General features: G+C 71.8%; 18 protein-coding genes. 5 read left to right on the plus strand and 13 right to left on the minus strand.

From position 1 onward, the window contains the following. The first annotated feature begins 81 nt into the window (after nucleotides 1–81). Entirely contained in the window at nucleotides 82–852 is a 771-nt protein-coding gene (locus tag AC4D2F_RS03675) for a YcnI family copper-binding membrane protein (protein ID WP_490909521.1), read from the plus strand. A gap of 68 nt (nucleotides 853–920) precedes the next feature. Here the strand turns inward: AC4D2F_RS03675 and rsmD are convergent, their stop codons facing one another. The 10 genes from rsmD to AC4D2F_RS03725 form a co-directional block, all read right to left on the minus strand. Next, entirely contained in the window at nucleotides 921–1,493 is a 573-nt protein-coding gene (gene rsmD / locus AC4D2F_RS03680; RefSeq protein WP_104165430.1) for a 16S rRNA (guanine(966)-N(2))-methyltransferase RsmD, read from the minus strand. A gap of 37 nt (nucleotides 1,494–1,530) precedes the next feature. After that, nucleotides 1,531–2,574, minus strand: a complete 1,044-nt coding sequence (locus AC4D2F_RS03685; protein ID WP_490909522.1) for a sulfate/molybdate ABC transporter ATP-binding protein — start codon at nucleotides 2,572–2,574, stop codon at nucleotides 1,531–1,533. After that, nucleotides 2,571–3,416, minus strand: a complete 846-nt coding sequence (locus AC4D2F_RS03690) for an ABC transporter permease (protein ID WP_490909523.1) — start codon at nucleotides 3,414–3,416, stop codon at nucleotides 2,571–2,573. Before AC4D2F_RS03690 ends, AC4D2F_RS03685 begins: the two co-directional genes overlap by 4 nt. Then, nucleotides 3,406–4,182 carry a molybdate ABC transporter substrate-binding protein gene (modA, locus tag AC4D2F_RS03695; protein ID WP_490909524.1) on the minus strand — a complete coding sequence of 259 codons (777 nt, stop codon included), beginning with the start codon at nucleotides 4,180–4,182 and terminating at the stop codon, nucleotides 3,406–3,408. The genes AC4D2F_RS03690 and modA overlap by 11 nt, the downstream gene beginning before the upstream one ends. A 14-nt stretch (nucleotides 4,183–4,196) precedes the next feature. Beyond that, nucleotides 4,197–4,601, minus strand: coding sequence for a TOBE domain-containing protein (locus tag AC4D2F_RS03700; RefSeq protein ID WP_104165435.1), 405 nt, complete (start codon nucleotides 4,599–4,601; stop codon nucleotides 4,197–4,199). Nucleotides 4,602–4,639: 38 nt separating this feature from the next. Continuing rightward, on the minus strand, nucleotides 4,640–6,871 hold the full coding sequence (locus AC4D2F_RS03705; protein WP_490909525.1) for an ATP-dependent DNA helicase RecG: 2,232 nt from the start codon (nucleotides 6,869–6,871) through the stop codon (nucleotides 4,640–4,642). 13 nt (nucleotides 6,872–6,884) lie between these two features. Then, the gene (locus AC4D2F_RS03710; RefSeq protein ID WP_490909526.1) at nucleotides 6,885–7,829 is read right to left on the minus strand and encodes a DAK2 domain-containing protein; all 945 of its coding nucleotides are present in this window, start codon (nucleotides 7,827–7,829) and stop codon (nucleotides 6,885–6,887) included. Between the two features lie 22 nt (nucleotides 7,830–7,851). Then, nucleotides 7,852–8,823 (minus strand): thiamine-phosphate kinase, encoded by a 972-nt coding sequence (locus AC4D2F_RS03715; RefSeq protein ID WP_490910516.1) that lies wholly within the window; start codon nucleotides 8,821–8,823, stop codon nucleotides 7,852–7,854. Between the two features lie 60 nt (nucleotides 8,824–8,883). Beyond that, nucleotides 8,884–9,300 carry a hypothetical protein gene (locus AC4D2F_RS03720; protein WP_490909527.1) on the minus strand — a complete coding sequence of 139 codons (417 nt, stop codon included), beginning with the start codon at nucleotides 9,298–9,300 and terminating at the stop codon, nucleotides 8,884–8,886. A gap of 118 nt (nucleotides 9,301–9,418) precedes the next feature. Further along, a complete protein-coding gene (locus AC4D2F_RS03725; RefSeq protein WP_490909528.1) occupies nucleotides 9,419–10,192 on the minus strand; it encodes a hypothetical protein in 774 nt (257 codons plus the stop codon). Nucleotides 10,193–10,405: 213 nt separating this feature from the next. Between AC4D2F_RS03725 and AC4D2F_RS03730 the strand changes: the two genes are divergently transcribed. Together AC4D2F_RS03730 and AC4D2F_RS03735 are read left to right on the plus strand one after the other, a co-directional pair. Then, nucleotides 10,406–10,894 carry a DUF3515 domain-containing protein gene (locus tag AC4D2F_RS03730; RefSeq protein ID WP_490909529.1) on the plus strand — a complete coding sequence of 163 codons (489 nt, stop codon included), beginning with the start codon at nucleotides 10,406–10,408 and terminating at the stop codon, nucleotides 10,892–10,894. A 40-nt stretch (nucleotides 10,895–10,934) separates the two neighbouring features. Beyond that, a complete protein-coding gene (locus AC4D2F_RS03735; RefSeq protein WP_490909530.1) occupies nucleotides 10,935–11,792 on the plus strand; it encodes an SMP-30/gluconolactonase/LRE family protein in 858 nt (285 codons plus the stop codon). A gap of 56 nt (nucleotides 11,793–11,848) precedes the next feature. On the opposite strand, the gene AC4D2F_RS03740 is transcribed toward AC4D2F_RS03735, so the two are convergent. Beyond that, complete coding sequence (locus tag AC4D2F_RS03740; RefSeq protein ID WP_490909531.1) at nucleotides 11,849–12,640, minus strand: SDR family oxidoreductase; 792 nt, start codon at nucleotides 12,638–12,640, stop codon at nucleotides 11,849–11,851. 267 nt (nucleotides 12,641–12,907) lie between these two features. Here AC4D2F_RS03740 and AC4D2F_RS03745 point away from each other — a divergent pair, with 267 nt between their 5' ends. Continuing rightward, complete coding sequence (locus AC4D2F_RS03745) at nucleotides 12,908–13,135, plus strand: DUF3072 domain-containing protein (protein WP_104165473.1); 228 nt, start codon at nucleotides 12,908–12,910, stop codon at nucleotides 13,133–13,135. A gap of 96 nt (nucleotides 13,136–13,231) precedes the next feature. Here AC4D2F_RS03745 and ribA read toward each other — a convergent pair whose 3' ends face one another. Both ribA and AC4D2F_RS03755 read right to left on the minus strand, forming a co-directional pair. Next, the gene (gene ribA / locus AC4D2F_RS03750; RefSeq protein WP_490909532.1) at nucleotides 13,232–14,620 is read right to left on the minus strand and encodes a GTP cyclohydrolase II; all 1,389 of its coding nucleotides are present in this window, start codon (nucleotides 14,618–14,620) and stop codon (nucleotides 13,232–13,234) included. A gap of 73 nt (nucleotides 14,621–14,693) precedes the next feature. Next, nucleotides 14,694–15,623, minus strand: coding sequence for a LysR substrate-binding domain-containing protein (locus AC4D2F_RS03755; protein WP_490909533.1), 930 nt, complete (start codon nucleotides 15,621–15,623; stop codon nucleotides 14,694–14,696). Nucleotides 15,624–15,767: 144 nt separating this feature from the next. Between AC4D2F_RS03755 and AC4D2F_RS03760 the strand changes: the two genes are divergently transcribed. After that, on the plus strand, nucleotides 15,768–19,301 hold the full coding sequence (locus AC4D2F_RS03760) for a proline dehydrogenase family protein (protein ID WP_490909534.1): 3,534 nt from the start codon (nucleotides 15,768–15,770) through the stop codon (nucleotides 19,299–19,301). Nucleotides 19,302–19,334: the final 33 nt, after the last annotated feature.

Raw genomic sequence — 19,334 nt, forward strand, 5'->3', positions numbered from 1 at the left:
CCTGCGCACCACCCTCCCCAGATCCTCGCCGCTCCCCGTCTCCCCGCCGCGGGCCGGAGCGCACCCCCGAAAGGCAGTCCCATGACCTCCTCCCATGCATCCCGCGCCCTCACCACCGGCGCCGTCGCCCTCGCCACCGCCGGCCTGATGACCCTCGGCCTCGGCGCCGCGGCCGCCCATGTCAGCGTCGCACCCACCTCCACCACGGAGGACGGCTACGCGCAGCTCACCTTCAGCGTCCCCAACGAATCCGAGACCGCCGGCACGAACAAGCTCGAGGTGCAGCTTCCCACCGAGCAGCCCTTCACCTCGGTGCGGGTCAAGCCGGTCGAGGGCTGGACGGCCGAGGTGGTCACCGGCGCCCTGCCGGAGCCCGTCACCACCGCCGACGGCGCCACCCTGAGCGAGGCGCCCCTGTCCGTCGTGTGGACGGCGGACGCCGGCGCCGAGATCTCCCAGCAGGAGTACCAGACGTTCTCGATCTCCGTGGGCCGCCTCCCGGAGGCAGGTTCCACCGTACTGCTGCCGACCACGCAGTCCTACACGGACGGCGAGCTCTCGGAGTGGACCCAGGAGACCGTCGAGGGCGAGGAGGAGCCCGAGAAGCCCGCACCGTCCTTCGTGACCACCGCCGCTGCCGAGGGCGAGGACGCGCACGGCTCCCACGGAACGGCTGACAGCGAGGCGACCGACGAGGCCGTCGACACCGAGCAGGCGGGGTCGACCACCGATGCCGCGGCCGGCACCGACACCGGCTCGACGTCGGCGGTCGGCTGGGCCGGACTGGTCGCCGGTCTGCTCGGGCTCGCCGCGGGCGTGACGGCGCTGGTCAGGACGAGGCGCCGGGCCTAGTCCCCGCAGCTCGGGCCGGGCTCCGACCCCAAGGGTGATCGGAGCCCGGCCCCAGCCGGGTCCGCACGTCAGTCGACGGCGGGCTCCAGGAACCAGAGGCGCGTCTCGCCGTACTTCTTGTCCGCGAACCGTTCGAGCCATACGGGCCAGTCCGGTTCCGGGGAGCGCGACGACCGCTCGACGACGACCACGGCACCCTCGGCCAGCCGCGACTCCAGGGCGCCCAGGACCGCGAGCACGCCGTCCGCCATGACCGTGTACGGCGGATCCATCAGGACGAGGTCCCACGTCACGTCCGGCGCCACGCGTTCGAGGTACGTCTCCACCTTGGACCGGTGCACGCGCACCGCAGTCCAGCCCAGCACCCTGTTCACGAGGTCGGCGTTCTTCTGCGCGACGGCGGCGGCGCGGTCGGCGGATTCGACGAGGTCCACGGTGGCCGCGCCGCGGCTCGCGCTCTCGACCCCGAGGGAGCCCGAGCCGGCGTAGAGGTCCAGCACGTGCGCACCGTGCACCACCCCGTAGGACTCGAGGCTCGAGAAGAGGGCTTCCTTCACGCGGTCCGTCGTGGGCCGGGTGCCGTTCCCCTCGACGCTGGTGAGGGTCGAGCCGCCCGCGGCTCCGGCGATGATACGGGTCATGCCGTCGACTCTATCGCCCGTCCGGCACGCGCAGGTCCTACAGCGGGTAGATGCTTGCGTCCTCATGGCGGAACCCCAGGAACATCCGGCTGCCGGGCACGATCCCGAGGGCGACGACGTCGGACGGGGCCACGTCCGCCGCCATGCCGCCGGCGTGCAGGCGGACGAGGTCGCCACGGTGCTCGACGTCGTCGACCTCCGCTGCGATGCAGGCCGTTCCCGGCGCGGTCGCGGCGCTGCGGGACACGGTGACCCGGCCCGGCCGGACGGCGAGCGCGAGGGACGTCCCCTCCGGCGCCGTGTCGGCGAACGGGACGATCCACCCCTCCTCCGACCGGAAGCCCTCCGCGGTGCGGAGTCCCGTCACGAGGTTCAGGCCGGCCAGGTGCGCGCCGAAGGAGGTGACGGGCCGCGTCAGGACGGCTGCGGTGGCCCCGGACTCCACCACCCTGCCGCCGTCGAGGATGAGCACGCGGTCGGCGAGGAGGAAGGCGTCGAGGGGGTCGTGCGTCACGATGATCGCCGAGCGGTCCACCAGGACATCCCGCAGGAGGGTCCGGATGGCCGGGGCCACGGTGACGTCGAGGGCGGACAGCGGTTCGTCCAGGAGAAGCAGTGACGGGTCCGCTGCGAGCGCGCGGGCGACGGCGACGCGCTGCGCCTGCCCGCCCGAGAGCCGGCCGGGCCGCCGTCCCGCGAGATCCGCGGCGCCGACGCGGTCCAGCCAGGACAGGGCTGTCGCGCGGGCGGCGGTCCGCTCCACGCCGCGGCTCCGAGGACCGAACGCGACGTTCTCCAGCGCGGTGAGGTGCGGGAACAGCAGCGCCTCCTGCGCGAGCAGGGATACACCGCGGTGGCGAGGTTCCACGAGCGTGCGCCGGTCGGCGCCGACGTCGAAGAGGACGGTCCCGTCCAGCTCCGCCCGCCCCGTGGACGGTGCGAGCAGACCGGCGAGCAGGGTGAGCAGTGTGGACTTCCCGGCACCGTTGGGCCCCAGGACGGCGAGTGTCTCCCCCGGGGTGAGCTCGAAGGCCACGTCGAAGCCGCGCTCGGCCAGGGTTGCGGTGAAGGTGAGGCTCATGCGCGGGCCGCCTCCCGGGACGGCGCCCGCGGCGGTGCGAGGTCGCCGAGGGGCCGGACGCGGTGGGCCACACCGACGACGGCGATGGCCACCAGCACGAGGATGAAGGAGAGGGCGACGGCGGCGTCCGGGTCGGTCTCCCGCTGGAGGTACACCTCGAGCGGGAGCGTCCTCGTGGTGCCCTGGAGGCTGCCGGCGAAGGTCAGCGTGGCACCGAACTCCCCGAGGGCCCGCGCGAAGGAGAGCACAGCCCCGGACACGAGCGCCGGCAGCACCAGGGGCAGGGTGATGCGCCGCAGCACGGTCCAGCGTCCGGCGCCGAGGGTGGCGCCCACGGCCTCGTACCGGGTGCCGACCGTCCGCAGGGCGCCCTCGAGGCTGAGCACCAGGAACGGCAGCGCGACGAAGGCCTGCGACAGGACGACGGCGGTGGTCGTGAAGGCGATCTCGATGCCCAGGGCGCTGAGGCTGCTCCCGAGCAGCCCCCGCCGCCCGAACGTGTAGAGCAGCGCGAGGCCCCCGACCACGGGGGGCAGGACCAGCGGCAGCAGCACGAGGGACCGGAGCAACTGCTGGCCACGGAACGAGGTCCGGGCGAGGACGAGCGCCATGGGAACGCCGAACAGGACGCAGAGCGCCGTCGCAGTGAGGGAGGTCCGCAGGCTCAGCAGCAGGGCCGCCGCCGCGCTCTCCGACGTGATGAGGGGGACGAAGTGCGGCCAGTCGACCCGCAGGGCCATCGCGACGACGGGCAGGACCACGAACAGGCTGCCGACAACGGCGACCGCGACCACCCAGCGGGGCAGGCGTGCGGCGTTCAGGGGTGCCGCCTCAGGGCGCACCGAAGCCCGCCGCCCCGAGGACGGACTGCCCGAACGGACCGGACGCGAACTCCACGAACTTCCGCGCGGTCCCGGCGTCACCGCTGCCGGCGAGGGCCGCGATCGGATAGGTGGTGGGCGCGCCGGCGGCTGCCGGGACGTCGATGCCGCGCACGGCGTCGCCCGCCGCCCGCACGTCGGTCCTATAGACCAGGCCGGCGTCCGCCTCGCCGGAGGTGACCTTCCCCAGCACATCCGTCACGGAGGATTCCTCGCTGACGGGCGTCAGGTCCACGCCGGCGGCCTCCTCGAGCTTCGCGGCCGCCGCCCCGCAGGGCACCTGCCGCGCGCAGACCACCGTCTTGACGCCGGGCATCGCAGCGTCGACGAGGGAGGTGATCCCCGCCGGGTTGTCCGGCGGCACCGCGAGCTGGAGCGTGTTGGTGGCGATGTCCACGGGGTCGCCGTCGAGCAGGGCTCCGACCTTCACCATGGTCCTGGCGTCGGCGGAGGCGAAGACGTCGGCCGGTGCGCCCTCGCTGATCTGGGTGGCGAGATCGGACGAGCCCGCGAAGTTCAGGGTGACCTCGGCCCCCGGGTAGGCCTCCTCGAACTGCCCGGCCAGTTCCGTGAAGGGGTCCGTGAGCGAGGCGGCGGCGAACACGGTGATGCTGCCGTCGCCCGCGTCACCGCCCGCGGCGGCGTCGGGGTCCGCGGTGCCGCACGCGGTCAGGGCGAGCACGACGGCGGCCCCGGCGAGAGCGGCGGTCCGGCGGAGGGCAGGCATCAGGTACACCCCGGTCACGCCTTGCCCGCCGGGGTCTCGATGATGACCGTGGTGGCCTTGACGACGGCGATGGCGATGGAGCCCTTCTCCAGGCCGAGGTCCCGCACGGCCTCGCTGCTCATGAGGGACACCACGCGGTGCTGACCGCACTGGAGTTCCACCTGGGCCATGACGGTGTCCGTGATGATGTCCGTGACGATTCCGACGAAGCGGTTGCGTGCGGACCGGCCGATGTCCGAGGGGTCCCCGGGGAGCACCGCATTGCGGCGCGCGAGCCCGGCAAGCTCCAGGGCGTCCACCACGGCCCGCCCCGAAGCGTCCTTCGTGCTGCCGAGGAGGCCGCCGTCGATCCAGCGGCGCACGGTGTCGTCGCTGACCGCGAGGAAGCGGGCGGCATCTCCGATCCGTATCTGCGTCATGGAAGACAGATTACCTCCTCAGACGCGGAGGGCGCAGGTCAGCCCTTCTCGAGGAACGCTTCCTTCTCGGGGTTCAGGTACAGCTCGATCGCCAGCGCCAGGCCGGGGGAATCGTGCAGGTCAGGATCCTCGGCGACGATCTCCTGTGCATCGGTGCGTGCCTTCTCGATGACCTTGCCGTGCTGGGTGATCTTCAGGAAGCGCAGCGCCGAGCGCCCGCCGGACTGCGACGCCCCGAGGATGTCCCCTTCACGCCGGAGTTCGAGGTCCTTCTGGGAGAGCTCGAAGCCGTCCGTGGTGGACGCGACGGCCGCCAGCCGCTCCCGGCTCGGGTGCTCCGGTTCCAGCTTCGTGACGAGCAGGCAGGTTCCCGCGTGCCCGCCCCGGCCGATGCGCCCGCGCAGCTGGTGGAGCTGGGAGATCCCGAAGCGGTCCGCGTCCATGATGACCATGAGCGTCGCGTTGGGGACGTCGACGCCCACCTCGATCACCGTGGTGGCGATCAGCAGCTGCACGGTGCCGTCCGCGAAGCGCGCCATGACGTCCGCCTTGTCCTGCGGGTCCATCCGCCCGTGGAGCATGCCGCTCGTGACGCCCTGCAGCTGCGGGATCCCGGCCAGGGATTCGAAGAGCGCGACGACGCTGGTGAGCTCCTGCGCTCCCCCGGCCTTCCGGTCCGCGGCCGGCTCCCCGTAGAGCGCCTCGGGGGCGTCGTCGTCGACCCTGCCGTTGTCGCCGATCTTCGGGCACACCACGTAGACCTGCCGCCCGGCGTCGATCTCCTCCCGGGCGCGCGCCCAGATGCGGTCGATCCACGCCGGGTGCTCCGTGAGCCCCACCTCGTGCGTCGTGATCGGCGACCGACCGGCCGGCAGCTCGGAGAGCGTGGAGGTCTCGAGGTCGCCGAAGACCGTCATGGCGACGGTCCGCGGGATCGGCGTCGCGGTCATGACCAGCACGTGTGGGGAGGTGCGGGCCTTGGTCCGCAGGGAGTCCCGCTGTTCCACGCCGAAGCGGTGCTGCTCGTCGACGACGATCAGGCCCAGGTCGAAGAACTGCACGTTCTCGGACAGCAGCGCATGGGTGCCGATGACGATCCCGGCCTCCCCCGAGGCGGCGTCGAGCAGGGATCTCTTCCGCTGCGCCGTGGACATGGACCCGGTGAGCAGCACCACGCGCGTGCCGTCCATGGCCCCGCCGAGCATGCCGCCCTCGGCCAGCGGCCCGAGCGTCCGGGTGATCGACTGCAGATGCTGGGCGGCGAGCACCTCGGTGGGCGCGAGCAGCGCCGCCTGTCCCCCGGCGTCGATGACCTGCAGCATGGCGCGCAGGGCCACGAGGGTCTTGCCCGAGCCCACCTCACCCTGCAGCAGCCGGTTCATGGGGTGGCTCCGGGCGAGGTCCTCCGCGAGGGTCCGGCCCACGTCGTGCTGTCCCTGCGTCAGGGTGAAGGGCAGCCTCGCGTCGAACTGGTCGAGCAGTCCGCCCGCCTGGGGCGGGCGCGCCGTCGCCTCCTCCCGGGCGGCGAGCGCACGACGGCGGGCGAGGGCCGCCTGCAGGACGAACGCCTCCTGGTAGCGGAGTCGGTGCTGGGCCCGGTAGGCGTCCTCGATCTGCGGCGGCCGGTGCACGAGCTCGTAGGCGGTGGCGAGGCTCATGAGCTTGTCGCGGCGGGCGATCGACGCCGGGATGGGGTCGTCGAGGTCGGAGAGCCGCAGGGTGTCGAGGACCACGCCCACGGCCTTGGCGATCTGCTCGCTGCTGAGCTTCTCGACCGCCGGGTAGACCGGGATGGGGCGTTTGGCGCGGGCGGGATCGTCGTCGCCCTCGTCCAGCAGGGAGTAGCGCGGGTTGGTGAGCGAGAGCCGGCCGCGGTAGATCGTGACCTTGCCCGAGAACATGGCCCGCACGCCGGGCTTGAGCTCCCGGGCTGCGGTGAAGCCGTTGAAGAAGGTGAGGTTCATGCCGCCGAGGCTGCCGTCGGCGTCGTCGGTGATGACCACCTCCAGGAGCGTCCCCTTGCGCGTGTGCATGCGCCGCGAGTTGGCGGACTGCACGCGGGCGATCAGGGTGACCTCCTCGTCCACCGGGACCTCCGCGATGGGCGTCAGTTCGCCGCGCTTGAGGTAGGTGCGCGGGAAGTGGTTGAGCAGCTCCCCCACGGTGGTGATGCCGAAGTACTTCTCCAGGTGCTTCGCCACCGGGCCGAGGCGCTTCCCGAGCGATGCGTCGAGCTCGGACGCGCTCGCCTGCCGTTCCGTGCCGGTCACGGGCCGCACCGTGTCAGGACTCACCGGCCTCGACTCCGACGGGCGGGACGGCGAGCTGGGTCACCGTGATGTTGACCGGCGTTCCCGCCTCGTGGATGAGGGCCAGCGCGGGTGCCGCGTCCGGGACATGCACGTGGACGCGCCAGCGGTAGCCCTCCTCGACCTCCGTGACGGCGCTCATGATCACCGAGTCGCCGATCTCGTCGAGGTGGAGGCGCAGGGTGGCCGCGTCCAGGGGGCTGAGGTTGATGGTGCACATGACCTCGACGCCGTCGGCGTCCCCGCCCTGGTGGATGTGCGGCGCCTGGATGTCGTAGCCGTGCAGGCCGTCGAGGAGTTCGTCCTGCAGCTCCTCGCCGAGGGCCGCGGCGCGGAGCGCGTCGAGGATGAGGAGGAAGCCCACGCCGCCGGCGTCGACCACCTTCGCCTCGGTCAGCGCGCCGAGCTGGCTCTCCGTGTCCACCACGGCCCGCAGCGCGGACTGCACGGAGGCCCGGAGGGTGACAGTGAGCGCGTGGTTGCTGTCGTCGCCGGCGTGCCCGGAGGCGGTCTCGGCCGCCCCGCGCGCACTCGCCTCGAGGACCGAGAGCATGGTGCCCGGCACGGGGTCGCTGAGCGCGGACCAGCTCCGGATCTCCGCACGGTGCAGCGCTGACGCGAGCGACGAGCTGGTGAGTCGCGTGGTGCCGTGCAGCGGTTCGGCGAGCGCGGAGAGGAAGACGGCGAAGAGGGTGCCGGAGTTCCCGAGCGCCTCCTCCATGGCGGCGCGGCCCGCGATGCTCAGCAGTTCGCCGAGGTCGACGGCGTCGGTGGCGTGCGCGGCGCGTGCGGCGGTGCGGACGGTGCAGTAGAGGTTGGTGCCGGTGTCACCGTCGGCCACCGGGAAGATGTTGATCGCGTTCAGGCGGTCGCTGTGGTTCCCGAGGGACTCCTCGGCCTTGCTCAACCAACGCTTCATCGCGAGCGCGTTCGCGGTGACCTTAGTGTGCAAAGTGATCCCATCCCCTGAGAGCTGCGGCCTGCGACGCCAGTGTCACGAGCGGCTCGCCCGGCACTGTCGAGCCTACCGCAGTGAACCCGGCCGGCAGCAGGACCCCCGGCGGAAACGTGGCGAGGAGTCCGTGGTCCTCGCCCCCGCCGAGCACCCACTCCATCGGATCCATGCCCAGCAGCGCCGCGGTCTCCTCCAGCGGACCTGCGTACTGCTGGAGCGCCGCCGGGTCGAGATCGAGCCCCACGCCGCTCGCCGTCGCGATACGCCCGGCATCCCGGACTAGCCCGTCGGAGATGTCGAGCATGGCGGACGCCCCGGCGACGGCGGCGGCGGGACCGGCGGCCAGGGGTGGTCGTGGCCGCAGCTGGGCTGCGACGAGCTCCTCGCCCGATCCACCGAGATCCTGGAGCGGGCGGCCGTCCTCGAGGAGGGCGAGGCCGGCGGCGGCGCGGCCGAGGGTGCCGGCGACCGCGACGGTGTCCCCCGCATTCGCACCCGAGCGCAGGACGGGCTCCCGGCCCTCGAGCGTCCCGGTGACCGCGGCGGTGATGACGAGCTGCGACCCGGCCCCGAGGTCGCCGCCGACGACGCCGCACCCCGTTGCGCCGAGCTCACGGATCGCCGCGGTCAGGCCGTCGGCGAGCGCCTCGACCCACTCCACGGGAGTGGTGGGCGGGAGGGTGAGGCTGACGACGAGCGAGGTTGCACGGCCCCCCATCGCGTTGATGTCGCTGAGGTTCTGGGCGGCGCACTTCCAGCCGACGTCGTAGCCGGTGGTGCAGTGGCCGCTGGGTCGCAGGAGCCGGAAATCGTGGTCCTCGACGAGCGTGTCGATGCTGATCACGGTCCTGCCGTCGGGGGCGGCGAGGACCGCGGCGTCGTCACCGGGGCCGAGGAGGACGGCGTCCGGCACGGGGAGGCGGGGGAAGATGCGGGCGAGGAGTTCGGCCTCGGTCATTTCTCCGACGAATGGGGACACTGTCCCACAGTAGGGGCTAGCCGTGACGAATAACGATCACTACCAGACCGTCGCGACCAGGTTGAGGCTCGAGACATTCGGCATCGACAGCTTGATCACGGTCAGGCGCGCGCCCGTACTCGAGGTTTCCGGGGCAGGTGAGCTCGTCAGGACGGCGCCGGCGGGCACTCCATCGAAATGGATGTCCGCGGTCTGCCCGTCTTTTCGAAGCACCACTCGCTTCGTCTCACTGTTCACACTCACGGAGGCGTCGGTCACCCACCGCCAGGTCAACGAACGAGGCACGTCCGAGCGAACCACGTCGGTGACGGTCATGCTGGTACTGCTGTGCGAGACGGTCCGCAGCGCCGTTCGAGCACCGGGCAGGGCGCTCCTCAGGTCACCAGATGCCTTGGTCGGGCTGAGCATCGTCGTCGGAGCTTTCGCCAGGACCGGCTGATTCTGGTCGCCGAGCATCAGCATCGAATGGGCGGCCGTCTTGGCCTTCCAGTAGTTCCGAGGGTTCCCGTGTCGTGGCATAGATCAGTTCAAGGGATGGCGCGAAGCTGGTGTGCTCGTTCAACGACGGTCCGGGTCAGTGGCTCCGGCGACGGCGGACGGCGAGGACCGCGACGGCGGCGAGCGCGGCGGCGACAATGCCCGCTCCGATCCAGGCGACCGGCGCGAGCGACGTGACACGCTCCTCCTCTGTCACCGCTGTCGCGCTGCCGGCGGTCGGTGTAGCGGACCGGCTGGCGCGCGGTGTGGCGCTCGCCGCGGCCGTCGCAGGCCCCGGGACGCTGCCCACAGCGGCAGTGGGTGCAGCGGTCGGTGCGGGAGGTGCCGTCGTGACCGGAGCGGTCGCCGTCGCGGTCGCGGTCGCGGTCGCGGTGGGTGAGGGGGACGTGGTCGGCGTCGGCTCGCCCGGGCTCGGCGTGGGCGCCGGTGCCTCGTCTCCGATCGCGACGACCTCGCGGGTCTCCGCGTCGTAGCGGAAGTTCGTGTAGATGAGGGTGTCAGCGAACACGAGATTGCCGGTTCCGGGCTCGATGAGGTGGCCGGTCCCCGGATGGACGAGGAACCCTGTCCAGGCGTTGATGGCGAAGCCCGTGGCCGGGTCCGTCCCCGAGACGGCGAACGGGTCGATGATGGGCGGGGCCGGTTCGCCGAAGGTCGCATCGGGCCGGGGCTGCTCGACCACGCGCGGCTGCTGCTGGCCGACAACCGCGGGGCGGACGGACGAGGGCTCCGATTCGACGGCCAGTGCGGCCACCGGGGCGAGCACCGCAGCAGAGAGGAGGACGGCAACCGTGCCGGTCATGGTCCTGAAGGCGGTGGCGGTCGGGGGGAAGCGGTGGTGCGTGGTCATTCGTCCTCGGCTCGGGATCTCGCACGCACGGGTTGGGGGCAACGCCGGGTGCGCGGGGGGAACCAGCAGCCTGAGACTGGCTGCCGGCTCCTGCATCCTACTGGCGGCCGCTCCTGCCGCCCTGCTTCCGGCGCGGCCCACCGCCATCGTGTCGTGCCCGCATTCGACTTGTTCCCGCCGCAGCGTCGCAGGACCACCGATTAGGCTGGCATCATGCCTGCCCTCCCCCGCGCCCTGACCTCCCTGCTGCCCGCCATGGCCCTCATGGCAGGGTTGACCGGGTGCTCGTCAGTGGTGGACGTGGACCCGGCCGGGGACGCCGCGAACGCCCGGTGCGCCGACGTCATGATCGCGCTGCCGCCCACCGTCGCCGAGAACGAACAGCGCGACACGAACAGCCAGGCCACCTCTGCCTGGGGTGACCCGTCCCGCGTGGTGCTGCGGTGCGGCGTGGACGTTCCGGGGCCCACCACCGATCCCTGCGTCACCGTGAACGACGTCGACTGGGTGGTTCGCGAAGGGGACCCGGCGTGGACGGCCACCACCTACGGGCGCGACCCGGCGGTCGAGGTCCTGTTCGATCCCGACGAGGTGGCGTCGAGCACCGTCCTCGTGGAGCTCGGCGACGCCGTATCGCGGGTCGACCCGACGCGCGCCTGCGTCGGGCTGTCCGACGCCACCCCCGCACCGACCGACGGCTGACGCACCCCAGCCCCGAATCAACCGACTGCCAGGAGGCACCGTGAAAGCCGAGCAAATCTCCGACGTCTGCACGTTCCACGGAGAGGGCCCGTACTGGGACCCGCGTCGAGGCGAGCTCCTTCTCGTCGACATGCTGGAGGGCGACGTCCTGGTCCGCCACGAGGACGGGACCTTCGACCGGCACGACGTCCACCCGCGGCTGGCCGGCGTTCTCCGCGGACGCGCCTCCGGTGGCTACGTGATCGGTGTGGAGCGCGGCTTCGTGTTCGCCGATGACTCCTTCTCGAACATCGAGCAGGGTCCCGACGCCTTCACCGACAGCGCGGTCCGCATGAACGACGGCGGCTGCGACACCGCCGGCCGCTTCCTGTGCGGGTCCATGGGTTGGGAGGGCGGCTTCGGCGCGGGGACCCTCTTCTCGCTCGACGCCGACCGCACGGTCTCCACGCTCCTGACCGGTCTGACTGTGTCCAACGGACTGCACTTCTCCCCCTCGGGGGATACAGCGTTCCTCAGCGACACCCCGACGGGCCGCATCGACGCGCTAGCGTACGACGTCGGCGCCGGCCGCTTCACCGACCGGCGCACCTTCGCCGTCGTCGAGCCCGCCCTGGGCATGCCGGACGGCATGGCGATCGACGCCGAAGGGGGCATCTGGACGGCTCTGTACGGGGGTAGCGCGATCGCCAGGTACGACGCCTCCGGCCGGCTCGCCGAGCACATCCCGCTGCCGGTCACCAACGTGACGGCGTGCGCGTTCGGCGGGGAGGACCTCTCAACACTGTTCATCACGACCACGCAGGAGAACATCCCCGAGGGCTCGGAGCCGCAGGCCGGCGCCTTGTTCGCCGTCGAGCCCGGCGTCACCGGCGCTCCCCTGCCGATGTTCCGCGGGTGACCACTGCCCCCCCCCCCCCCGCAGTCGTCGGACCCGGACGGAGCCCGGTCGCGGGGTCAGAGGATGGGTTGGCCGCCCGTCACGGCGATGCGGGCGCCCGAGACGTAGCTGGCCTCGTCGGAGGCGAGCATCACGTACACCGGAGCGAGCTCGGCAGGCTGACCCGCGCGCTGCATGGGCACCTGCTGGCCGAAGGTCTCGACCTGATCCTCGGGCATGGTGGCCGGGATGAGCGGTGTCCAGATGGGGCCCGGGGCGACCGAGTTGGCGCGGATCCCTCGCTCGGCAAGGAGCTGGGCCATAGCTGCCGTCATATTGGCGATGCCCGCCTTCGTCGCCGAGTAGGGCATCAGCGTAGGCACCGGGTTATCGGAGTTGATGGAACTCGAGCCGATGATCGAACCACCCGGCCTCATGTGCGGCAGGACCGCCTTCGTGAGGTGGAAGAACGCGCTGAGGTTGGTGGCGAGCGTATAGTCCCACTCCTCGTCCGAAATCTCCTCGATGGTCTCATGCGACATCTGGTAGGCGGCGTTGCTGACGAGGACGTCCACCCTGCCGAACTCCTGCACCGCCGTGTCGATCACGGCGCGGCACGTCGCCGGGTCGGAAAGGTCTCCCGGGAAGAGGACCGCCTTCCGGCCGGCCTCCTCGACCCAGCGCGCAGTCTCGCGGGCGTCGTCGTCCTCGTTGAGGTAGCTGATCAGAACATCCGCGCCCTCGCGCGCGTAGGCGATGGCGACGGCACGGCCGATCCCGCTGTCCGCGCCGGTGATGACGGCCTTCTTGCCGGTCAGGCGCCCCGAGCCCCGGTAGGTCTGCTCCCCGTGGTCCGGCGTCGGGTCCATAGCCCCGGTAGTCCCTGGTGTTTCCTGCTGCTGCGCTGGCTGCGTCACTGTTCCTCCTGGTGTCTGCGGGCGATCCCGTGCGTGCGGTCCTTGCTCCCCTACCGTAAGCACCCTTACTAAACCGGGGAAGCAAACATCCGATGCAGCTGTCCGTTGCGGACGGGCCAGGCAGGCCGGTGGACGTGATCATCGCGCACACTCCCCGAGGATGTCAGAGACACTAATTAGACTGATGGTTCACGCTGTTCACGACGAAAGGGAACTCACATGGCAGACACACTGGGAAGTCCGGAATCCGAGCCCGAGGGCGGCTTCGAGCGCGATCCCTCCGACTGGGTCACCGGCGACGAGCCGATGACGGCGGCACAGCGAAGCTACCTCGACACGCTGGCGCGCGAAGCGGGCGAGGAGATCCCCGCCGACATCAACAAGGCCGAGGCCTCCGAGCACATCGACCGTCTGCAGGGCAAGAGCAAGAGGGTCAGCGACTCCTGACCCGACCTGGTCCCACTCCTCGGGTCGGCCGACCGGGAAAGTTCGAATACTCCCGCTCGACCGGTCCGGAGAGTGGGACCAAGCGTTGGACGTCCTCTACCTCACGCCGGCGAAATTGAACTCCGTACAGATGTCCTGGCCGAAGACGAAGCGCCGCACGGGTGCCGTCCGCGCCTCGGCGAGCGCGTCGGAGCCGGTGAAGCGGATGCCGGGGACGCCGTCGCCCACGAGCACCGGCGCCGTGGTGAGGTACAGGCGGTCCAGCAGCCCGGCCTCGAGGAAGCGGGACACCGTGTTGCCGCCGCCTTCGATGAGGACCTTCTCGAGTCCGCGCGCCTTCAGGATCCCCAGGATCCGCTGCGGCGCGAAGTCCTCCGCGCCCAACCGCACCACCTCCACGGAGGACGGCAGTCCGTCGGGGGCCATGGCGTCGGTGCCGATGATCCAAAGGGTGGGCACGCTGTCGTCGGCCAGGACCCGCGCCTCCGCTGCCACCTTCGCCGACGCATCCAGGACCACGCGCACGGGGCTGGTGCCGGGTACGTCGCGCACGGTCAGCGAGCAGTCCTCCGTGAGGACGGTCGACGCTCCGACGACGACGGCGTCGACCAGCGCGCGCAGGCGCTGCAGGTGTCCGTGGTCGCCGCGTTCCGCGTGGAGACCTGAGTCACCGGAGCGTGAGGCGATGAAGCCGTCGAGGCTCTGCCGCAGCTGTCCGACGACGAGCGTCCCGGACGCCGCCGCGAGGTAGCCGTACCGGTGGGTCAGTTCCTCCGCCTCGCCCGGCGCGGGCGCCGGGGGGACGGCGCCGTCGAGCAGGGACCTCCAGGCGTCGGCGGATGGTGGGGTGTCGTGCCGCATCCGGGCGCGCTTCGTCGCGAGGTAGCCGGCGTTCTCCGACCGGTCGGACACGGCGAGGCCGCGGCGCTCGACGACGTCGATCCCGAGGTCCTCCAGTGCCTCCTCCTTGGCGGGGTTGCCGGAGAGCAGGCGGACCGCACGGATGCCGAGGTCCTGGAGGATCTCCGCCGCCTGGTCGTAGCGCCGGGCGTCGACGGGCAGTCCCAGCTCGGTGTTCGCGTCCACGGTGTCCACGCCCTGGTCCTGCAGGGCGTAGGCCTTGAGTTTGGCGAGCAGTCCGATGCCGCGGCCCTCGTGGCCGCGGACGTAGACCAGGACGCCGCGCCCTTCCCCGGCGATGACGGCGAGCGCGGCGTCGAGCTGTTCCCCGCAGTCGCAGCGCCAGGAGCCGAAGGCGTCCCCGGTGAGGCATTCGCTGTGGACGCGGACCAGGGGCGGCGCCTCCACCGTGCCGTGCGCGCCGTCGTCGATCCCCTGGGCGAGCGCCACGTGCTCCGTGCCCGCGCCGTCCCGGTAGCCGATCATGCGGAAGGTCCCGTGCCGCGTGGGCAACACGGTCTCGACGACCCTCTCCACGGTCGCCGGGACGGGTGCTGATGCGTGGTGTGTGGACTGCAGGGACATGGAACAACCTTAGGAGCGGGGCGTGGTGGCGCGAAAAGCAGGTCTGCTGGAATCAACGGGCTGTGGCGGCGATTTATTGCTGTTCCAGCTGCAGGGAGGAGGGACGGCGCACATCGGCGGCGGCGCGGCCGAGGACCTCGCGGACGGCGAGGACGGCGGGACGGCGGGCACCCGCTCGCCGCGCGGAGGTGAAGATGGAGCGCCGCGGGTCCTCGGCGAGATCGAGCAGCTGCACGGGCACGTCGCGGCCCGTCCAGACCAGTTCCGGCATAAGCGCGACGGCGTTACCTGATTCGATGAGCCGGATCTGCGCCTGCAGGTCCGCCGTCTCGTAGCGGACGTCGGGCTCGAAGCCGGCCCGTCGGCACGCCTGCTCGGCCCAGTGCCGCGACGCCGCGCCCCTGGGTTCCATGACCCAGGCCGCACCGGCCGCCTCCGCCACCGAGGAGATGCCTGCATGGCGGTGGCCCTCCATGGGCACGGCGAGCTGGATGGCGTCCTGCGTCAGCGCCACGTGGTCGAGTTCGGGGTGGCGCGGAGCGGCATGCCCCGGGTACTCCTCCGCGATCACGAGGTCGAAGTCCCGGGCGAACGTCTCGTAGAGGGCGGTCTCCGGCTCGCGCTGCACCATCTCGACGCGCACGTCGGGGTAGTCGAGGGTCATGGCGGTCAGGGCATCCGGCATCAGCGCGAGCGCGGCCGACTGGAACACCGCGACGCGGACCGTCCCGGACACGGTGGTCAGCGAGGCGGCGAGGTCCGCCTCGGCCCGTTCGAGGGTCTCCAGCAGCTCCGCGGTGTGGGCGACGAGGACCTCCGCCTGGGGCGTGAGGACCACGCGGCGTCCGGTCTTCCGCAGCAGCTGGACACCCACCTCCCTCTCGAGCTGGGCGAGCTGCTGCGACACGGAGGACGGGCTGTAGCTCAGGGCCGCAGCGACATCCGCGAGGGTCCCCCGGATCTTCAGTTCACGGAGCAGACGGAGCCTGCGCAGGTCGAGCATCGACTTCCTATTCCTTCGGGCCTACTGACGAATACCGTTCGGTATTCATCGCTTTTCCTAATCGTACGGTGCGGCCGATACTGGGGAGGAAGTAGCTGCTTCACCCTGCGCCCGGCGCGAGCCGTCCGACCGAAAGCCGTTGCCATGACAACCCAGATCCCGCCCCGCGAGGGCACCGCCGGCACCCCGGCGTCCACGGAGCCGTCGATCGCCGACCCGAGCGCCGACGTCGAGCCCGCCTCCTTCTCCGCCGGCCCCAGCGGCACCACGGACATCCCGGCAGCGCTGCCGGATGCTGCGATCGCCCTCGTGCGGCGGTGGCTGACCGATGCGGCGCAGGTCCCGGTCGATTCCTCGGCCAAACAGCTCGCCGGCGTCCTCAAGGACCCGGACGGACTGGCGTTCACGGTCGGCTTCGTCGACGGCGTGATCCGCCCTGAGGACCTCGCGGTCGCGGCCCGGAACCTCGGGGCCATCGCCCCGAAGGTGCCCGCCTTCCTCCCCTGGTACATGCGCTCCGCCGTAAAGGTGGGCGCCGCCGTCGCCCCCGTCCTCCCGCAGGTCGTCATCCCGATCGCCCGCCGCGTGCTGCGCGAGATGGTGGGGCACCTCATCATCGACGCCTCCGACGCCCGGCTGGGCCGCTCGATCGGGAAGATCAGGCGCGACGACATCCGCCTGAACATCAACCTGCTGGGCGAGGCCGTCCTCGGCGACCACGAGGCCGACCGCCGCCTCGCCGGCACCGTCCGCCTCCTCGAGCGGCCCGACGTCGACTACGTCTCCATCAAGGTCTCCTCGACGGTCGCCCCGCACCCCGCCTGGGCCTTCGACGAGGCGGTCCGGCACGTCGCCGAGAAGCTCGCCCCCCTGTACACGATCGCGGCGCAGGCCGGGACGCCGAAGTTCATCAACCTGGACATGGAGGAGTACAAGGACCTCGACCTCACGATCGCGGTGTTCATGGACATCCTCGACCGGCCCGAGTTCACGCACCTCGAGGCGGGCATCGTCCTGCAGGCGTACCTCCCCGACTCCCTGGCCGCGATGATCCGGCTGCAGGACTGGGCCGCTGCCCGGCGGGCCCGGGGCGGAGCGGGGATCAAGGTCCGCGTGGTCAAGGGGGCCAACCTCCCGATGGAACAGGTGGAGGCCTCCCTCCACGACTGGCCGCTGGCTACGTGGGGCTCGAAGCAGGACTCGGACACGCACTACAAGCGCGTGCTGAACTATGCCCTGCAGCCTGGCCGCATCGACAACGTGCGCATCGGCGTCGCCGGCCACAACCTCTTCGACCTCGCCTTCGCCTGGTTGCTCGCCGGCGAGCGCGGCGTCCGCCACGGCATCGAGTTCGAGATGCTCCTGGGCATGGCGCAGGGGCAGGCCGAGGCCGTGAAGCGCGACGTCGGCTCGCTGCTGCTCTACACGCCCGTGGTGCACCCGGGCGAGTTCGACGTCGCCATCGCGTACCTCATCCGCCGCCTGGAGGAGGGCGCCAGCCGGGACAACTTCATGTCCGCGGTCTTCGAGCTCACGGAGAACGAGGCCCTCTTCGAGCGGGAGAAGAACCGTTTCCTGGCCTCCCTGAAGGAGCTCGACACGGTCATCCCGACGCCGAACCGGCAGCAGGACCGCAGCGTCCCCGCCCCGGCGCACCCCGGGACCGGGTTCTCCAACACCGCAGACACCGATCCCTCGCTCCCGGCGAACCGCGCTTGGGGCCGGGCGATCCTCGACCGGGTGGCCACCTCGGAGCTCGGCAACGATGTCGTCGCCGCGACCACCCTGACCCGCACGGAGGACCTCGAGGACACGATCGCGGGCGCCGTCGCCGCGTCGGCGTCCTGGGGCGCGCTGACCGGGGCCGAGCGCGCCGTGGTCCTGCACCGGGCCGGGGACGCCCTGGAGGCGCGCCGGGCCGATCTTATGGAGGTCATGGCCGCTGAGACCGGCAAGACGCTCGACCAGGCCGATCCGGAGATCTCCGAGGCCGTGGACTTCGCCCACTACTACGCCGAGCGTGCCCGCGAGCTCGACGACGTCGACGGCGCGTCCTTCTCCCCCGTCCGGCTCACCGTCGTGACACCGCCGTGGAACTTCCCCGTCGCGATCCCCGCAGGCTCCACCCTGGCGGCCCTCGCCGCCGGGTCCTCCGTGATCATCAAGCCGGCACCGCAGGCGCGGCGCTCGGGCTCCGTCATGGTCGAGGCCCTGTGGGCCGCGGGCGTGCCGCGCGAGGTCCTGCACCTGGCGCACCTCGACGAGGGGGACCTCGGACGGCAGCTCCTCGCCGATCCCCGCGTGGACCGGGTGATCCTCACCGGCGGGTACGAGACCGCGGAGCTGTTCCGCTCCTTCCGGACGGACCTGCCGCTGCTCGCGGAGACCTCCGGCAAGAACGCCATCATCGTCACCCCCAGCGCGGACCTCGACCTCGCCGCGAGGGACGTGGCGCAGTCCGCCTTCGGCCATGCCGGCCAGAAGTGCTCCGCGGCCTCCCTGGTCATCCTCGTGGGCAGCGCGGCCACGTCGCAGCGCTTCCGCAACCAGCTGCTCGACGCCGTCGCGTCCCTGTCCGTGGGCTACCCCGCCGACCCGTCCACGCAGATGGGTCCCGTCATCGAGCCCGCCGCGGGCAAGCTCCTGGACGGGTTGACGACGCTCGGCGCGGGCGAGTCCTGGTTCATCGAGCCGCGGCAGCTCGACGACTCGGGCCGCCTGTGGAGTCCCGGCGTCCGCACGGGCGTGCAGCGCGGGTCCACGTACCACCTCACCGAGTACTTCGGCCCGATCCTCGGCATCATGACCGCGGCCACGCTCGAGGAGGCCATCGCACTGCAGAACGACATCGACTACGGCCTCACCTCCGGCATCCACTCCCTCGACGGCCGGGAGATCGCCACCTGGATCGACGGCGTGCAGGCCGGCAACCTCTACGTCAACCGGGGCATCACCGGGGCGATCGTCCAGCGCCAGCCCTTCGGCGGCTGGAAGAAGTCCGCCGTCGGTGCGGGCACCAAGGCGGGAGGCCCTAACTATCTGGTGGGCCTCGGCGCGTGGGCCCCGAGGCAGTCGCAGGCACAGGACCGCCCGTTGCCCGTCGTCGAGCCCCTGCTCACGGCCGCCCGCGCGGCCGGGCTGCCCGCGGCCGACGTCGCCCGTCTCGAGCGCGCCGCGGCGTCCGATGCGGCAGCATGGACGAGCGAGTTCGGCTGCGTGAAGGACGTCTCGGGGCTCGCGGCGGAGCGGAACCTGTTCCGCTACCTCGCACACCCGGTGACGGTCCGCCTCGCCGCGGGTGCCCCGATCGCCGACCTCGTGCGCGTGCTGCTCGCGGCCCGCGCCGCCGGCGCCCCGGTGACGGTGTCGAGTGCCGTCGACCTTCCCGTCGCGCTCCGATCCGTCGTCCTGGCGCAGGCGGAGGGCGTCACCCTCGAGGACGACGACGCCTGGCTGGCCCGGGCGGCGTCGCTCACGGCGCGCCGCGTCCGGCTGATCGGCGGTGGGGCCTCGGCCCTCGCCGAGGCGACCGGCGGGCGTCCCGACCTCGCGGTGTACGCGCAGCCCGTCACCGAATCGGGGCGGATCGAGCTGCTGCCGTTCCTGCAGGAGCAGGCGATCAGCATCACGGCGCACCGGTTCGGAACCCCCGACGCGCTGACGGACAGCATCCTCTAGCTCGTCCCTCCGCGGTGGCGGCTCCCGGCGACG

It is taken from the genome of Arthrobacter sp. TJ-263 (assembly GCF_058269155.1).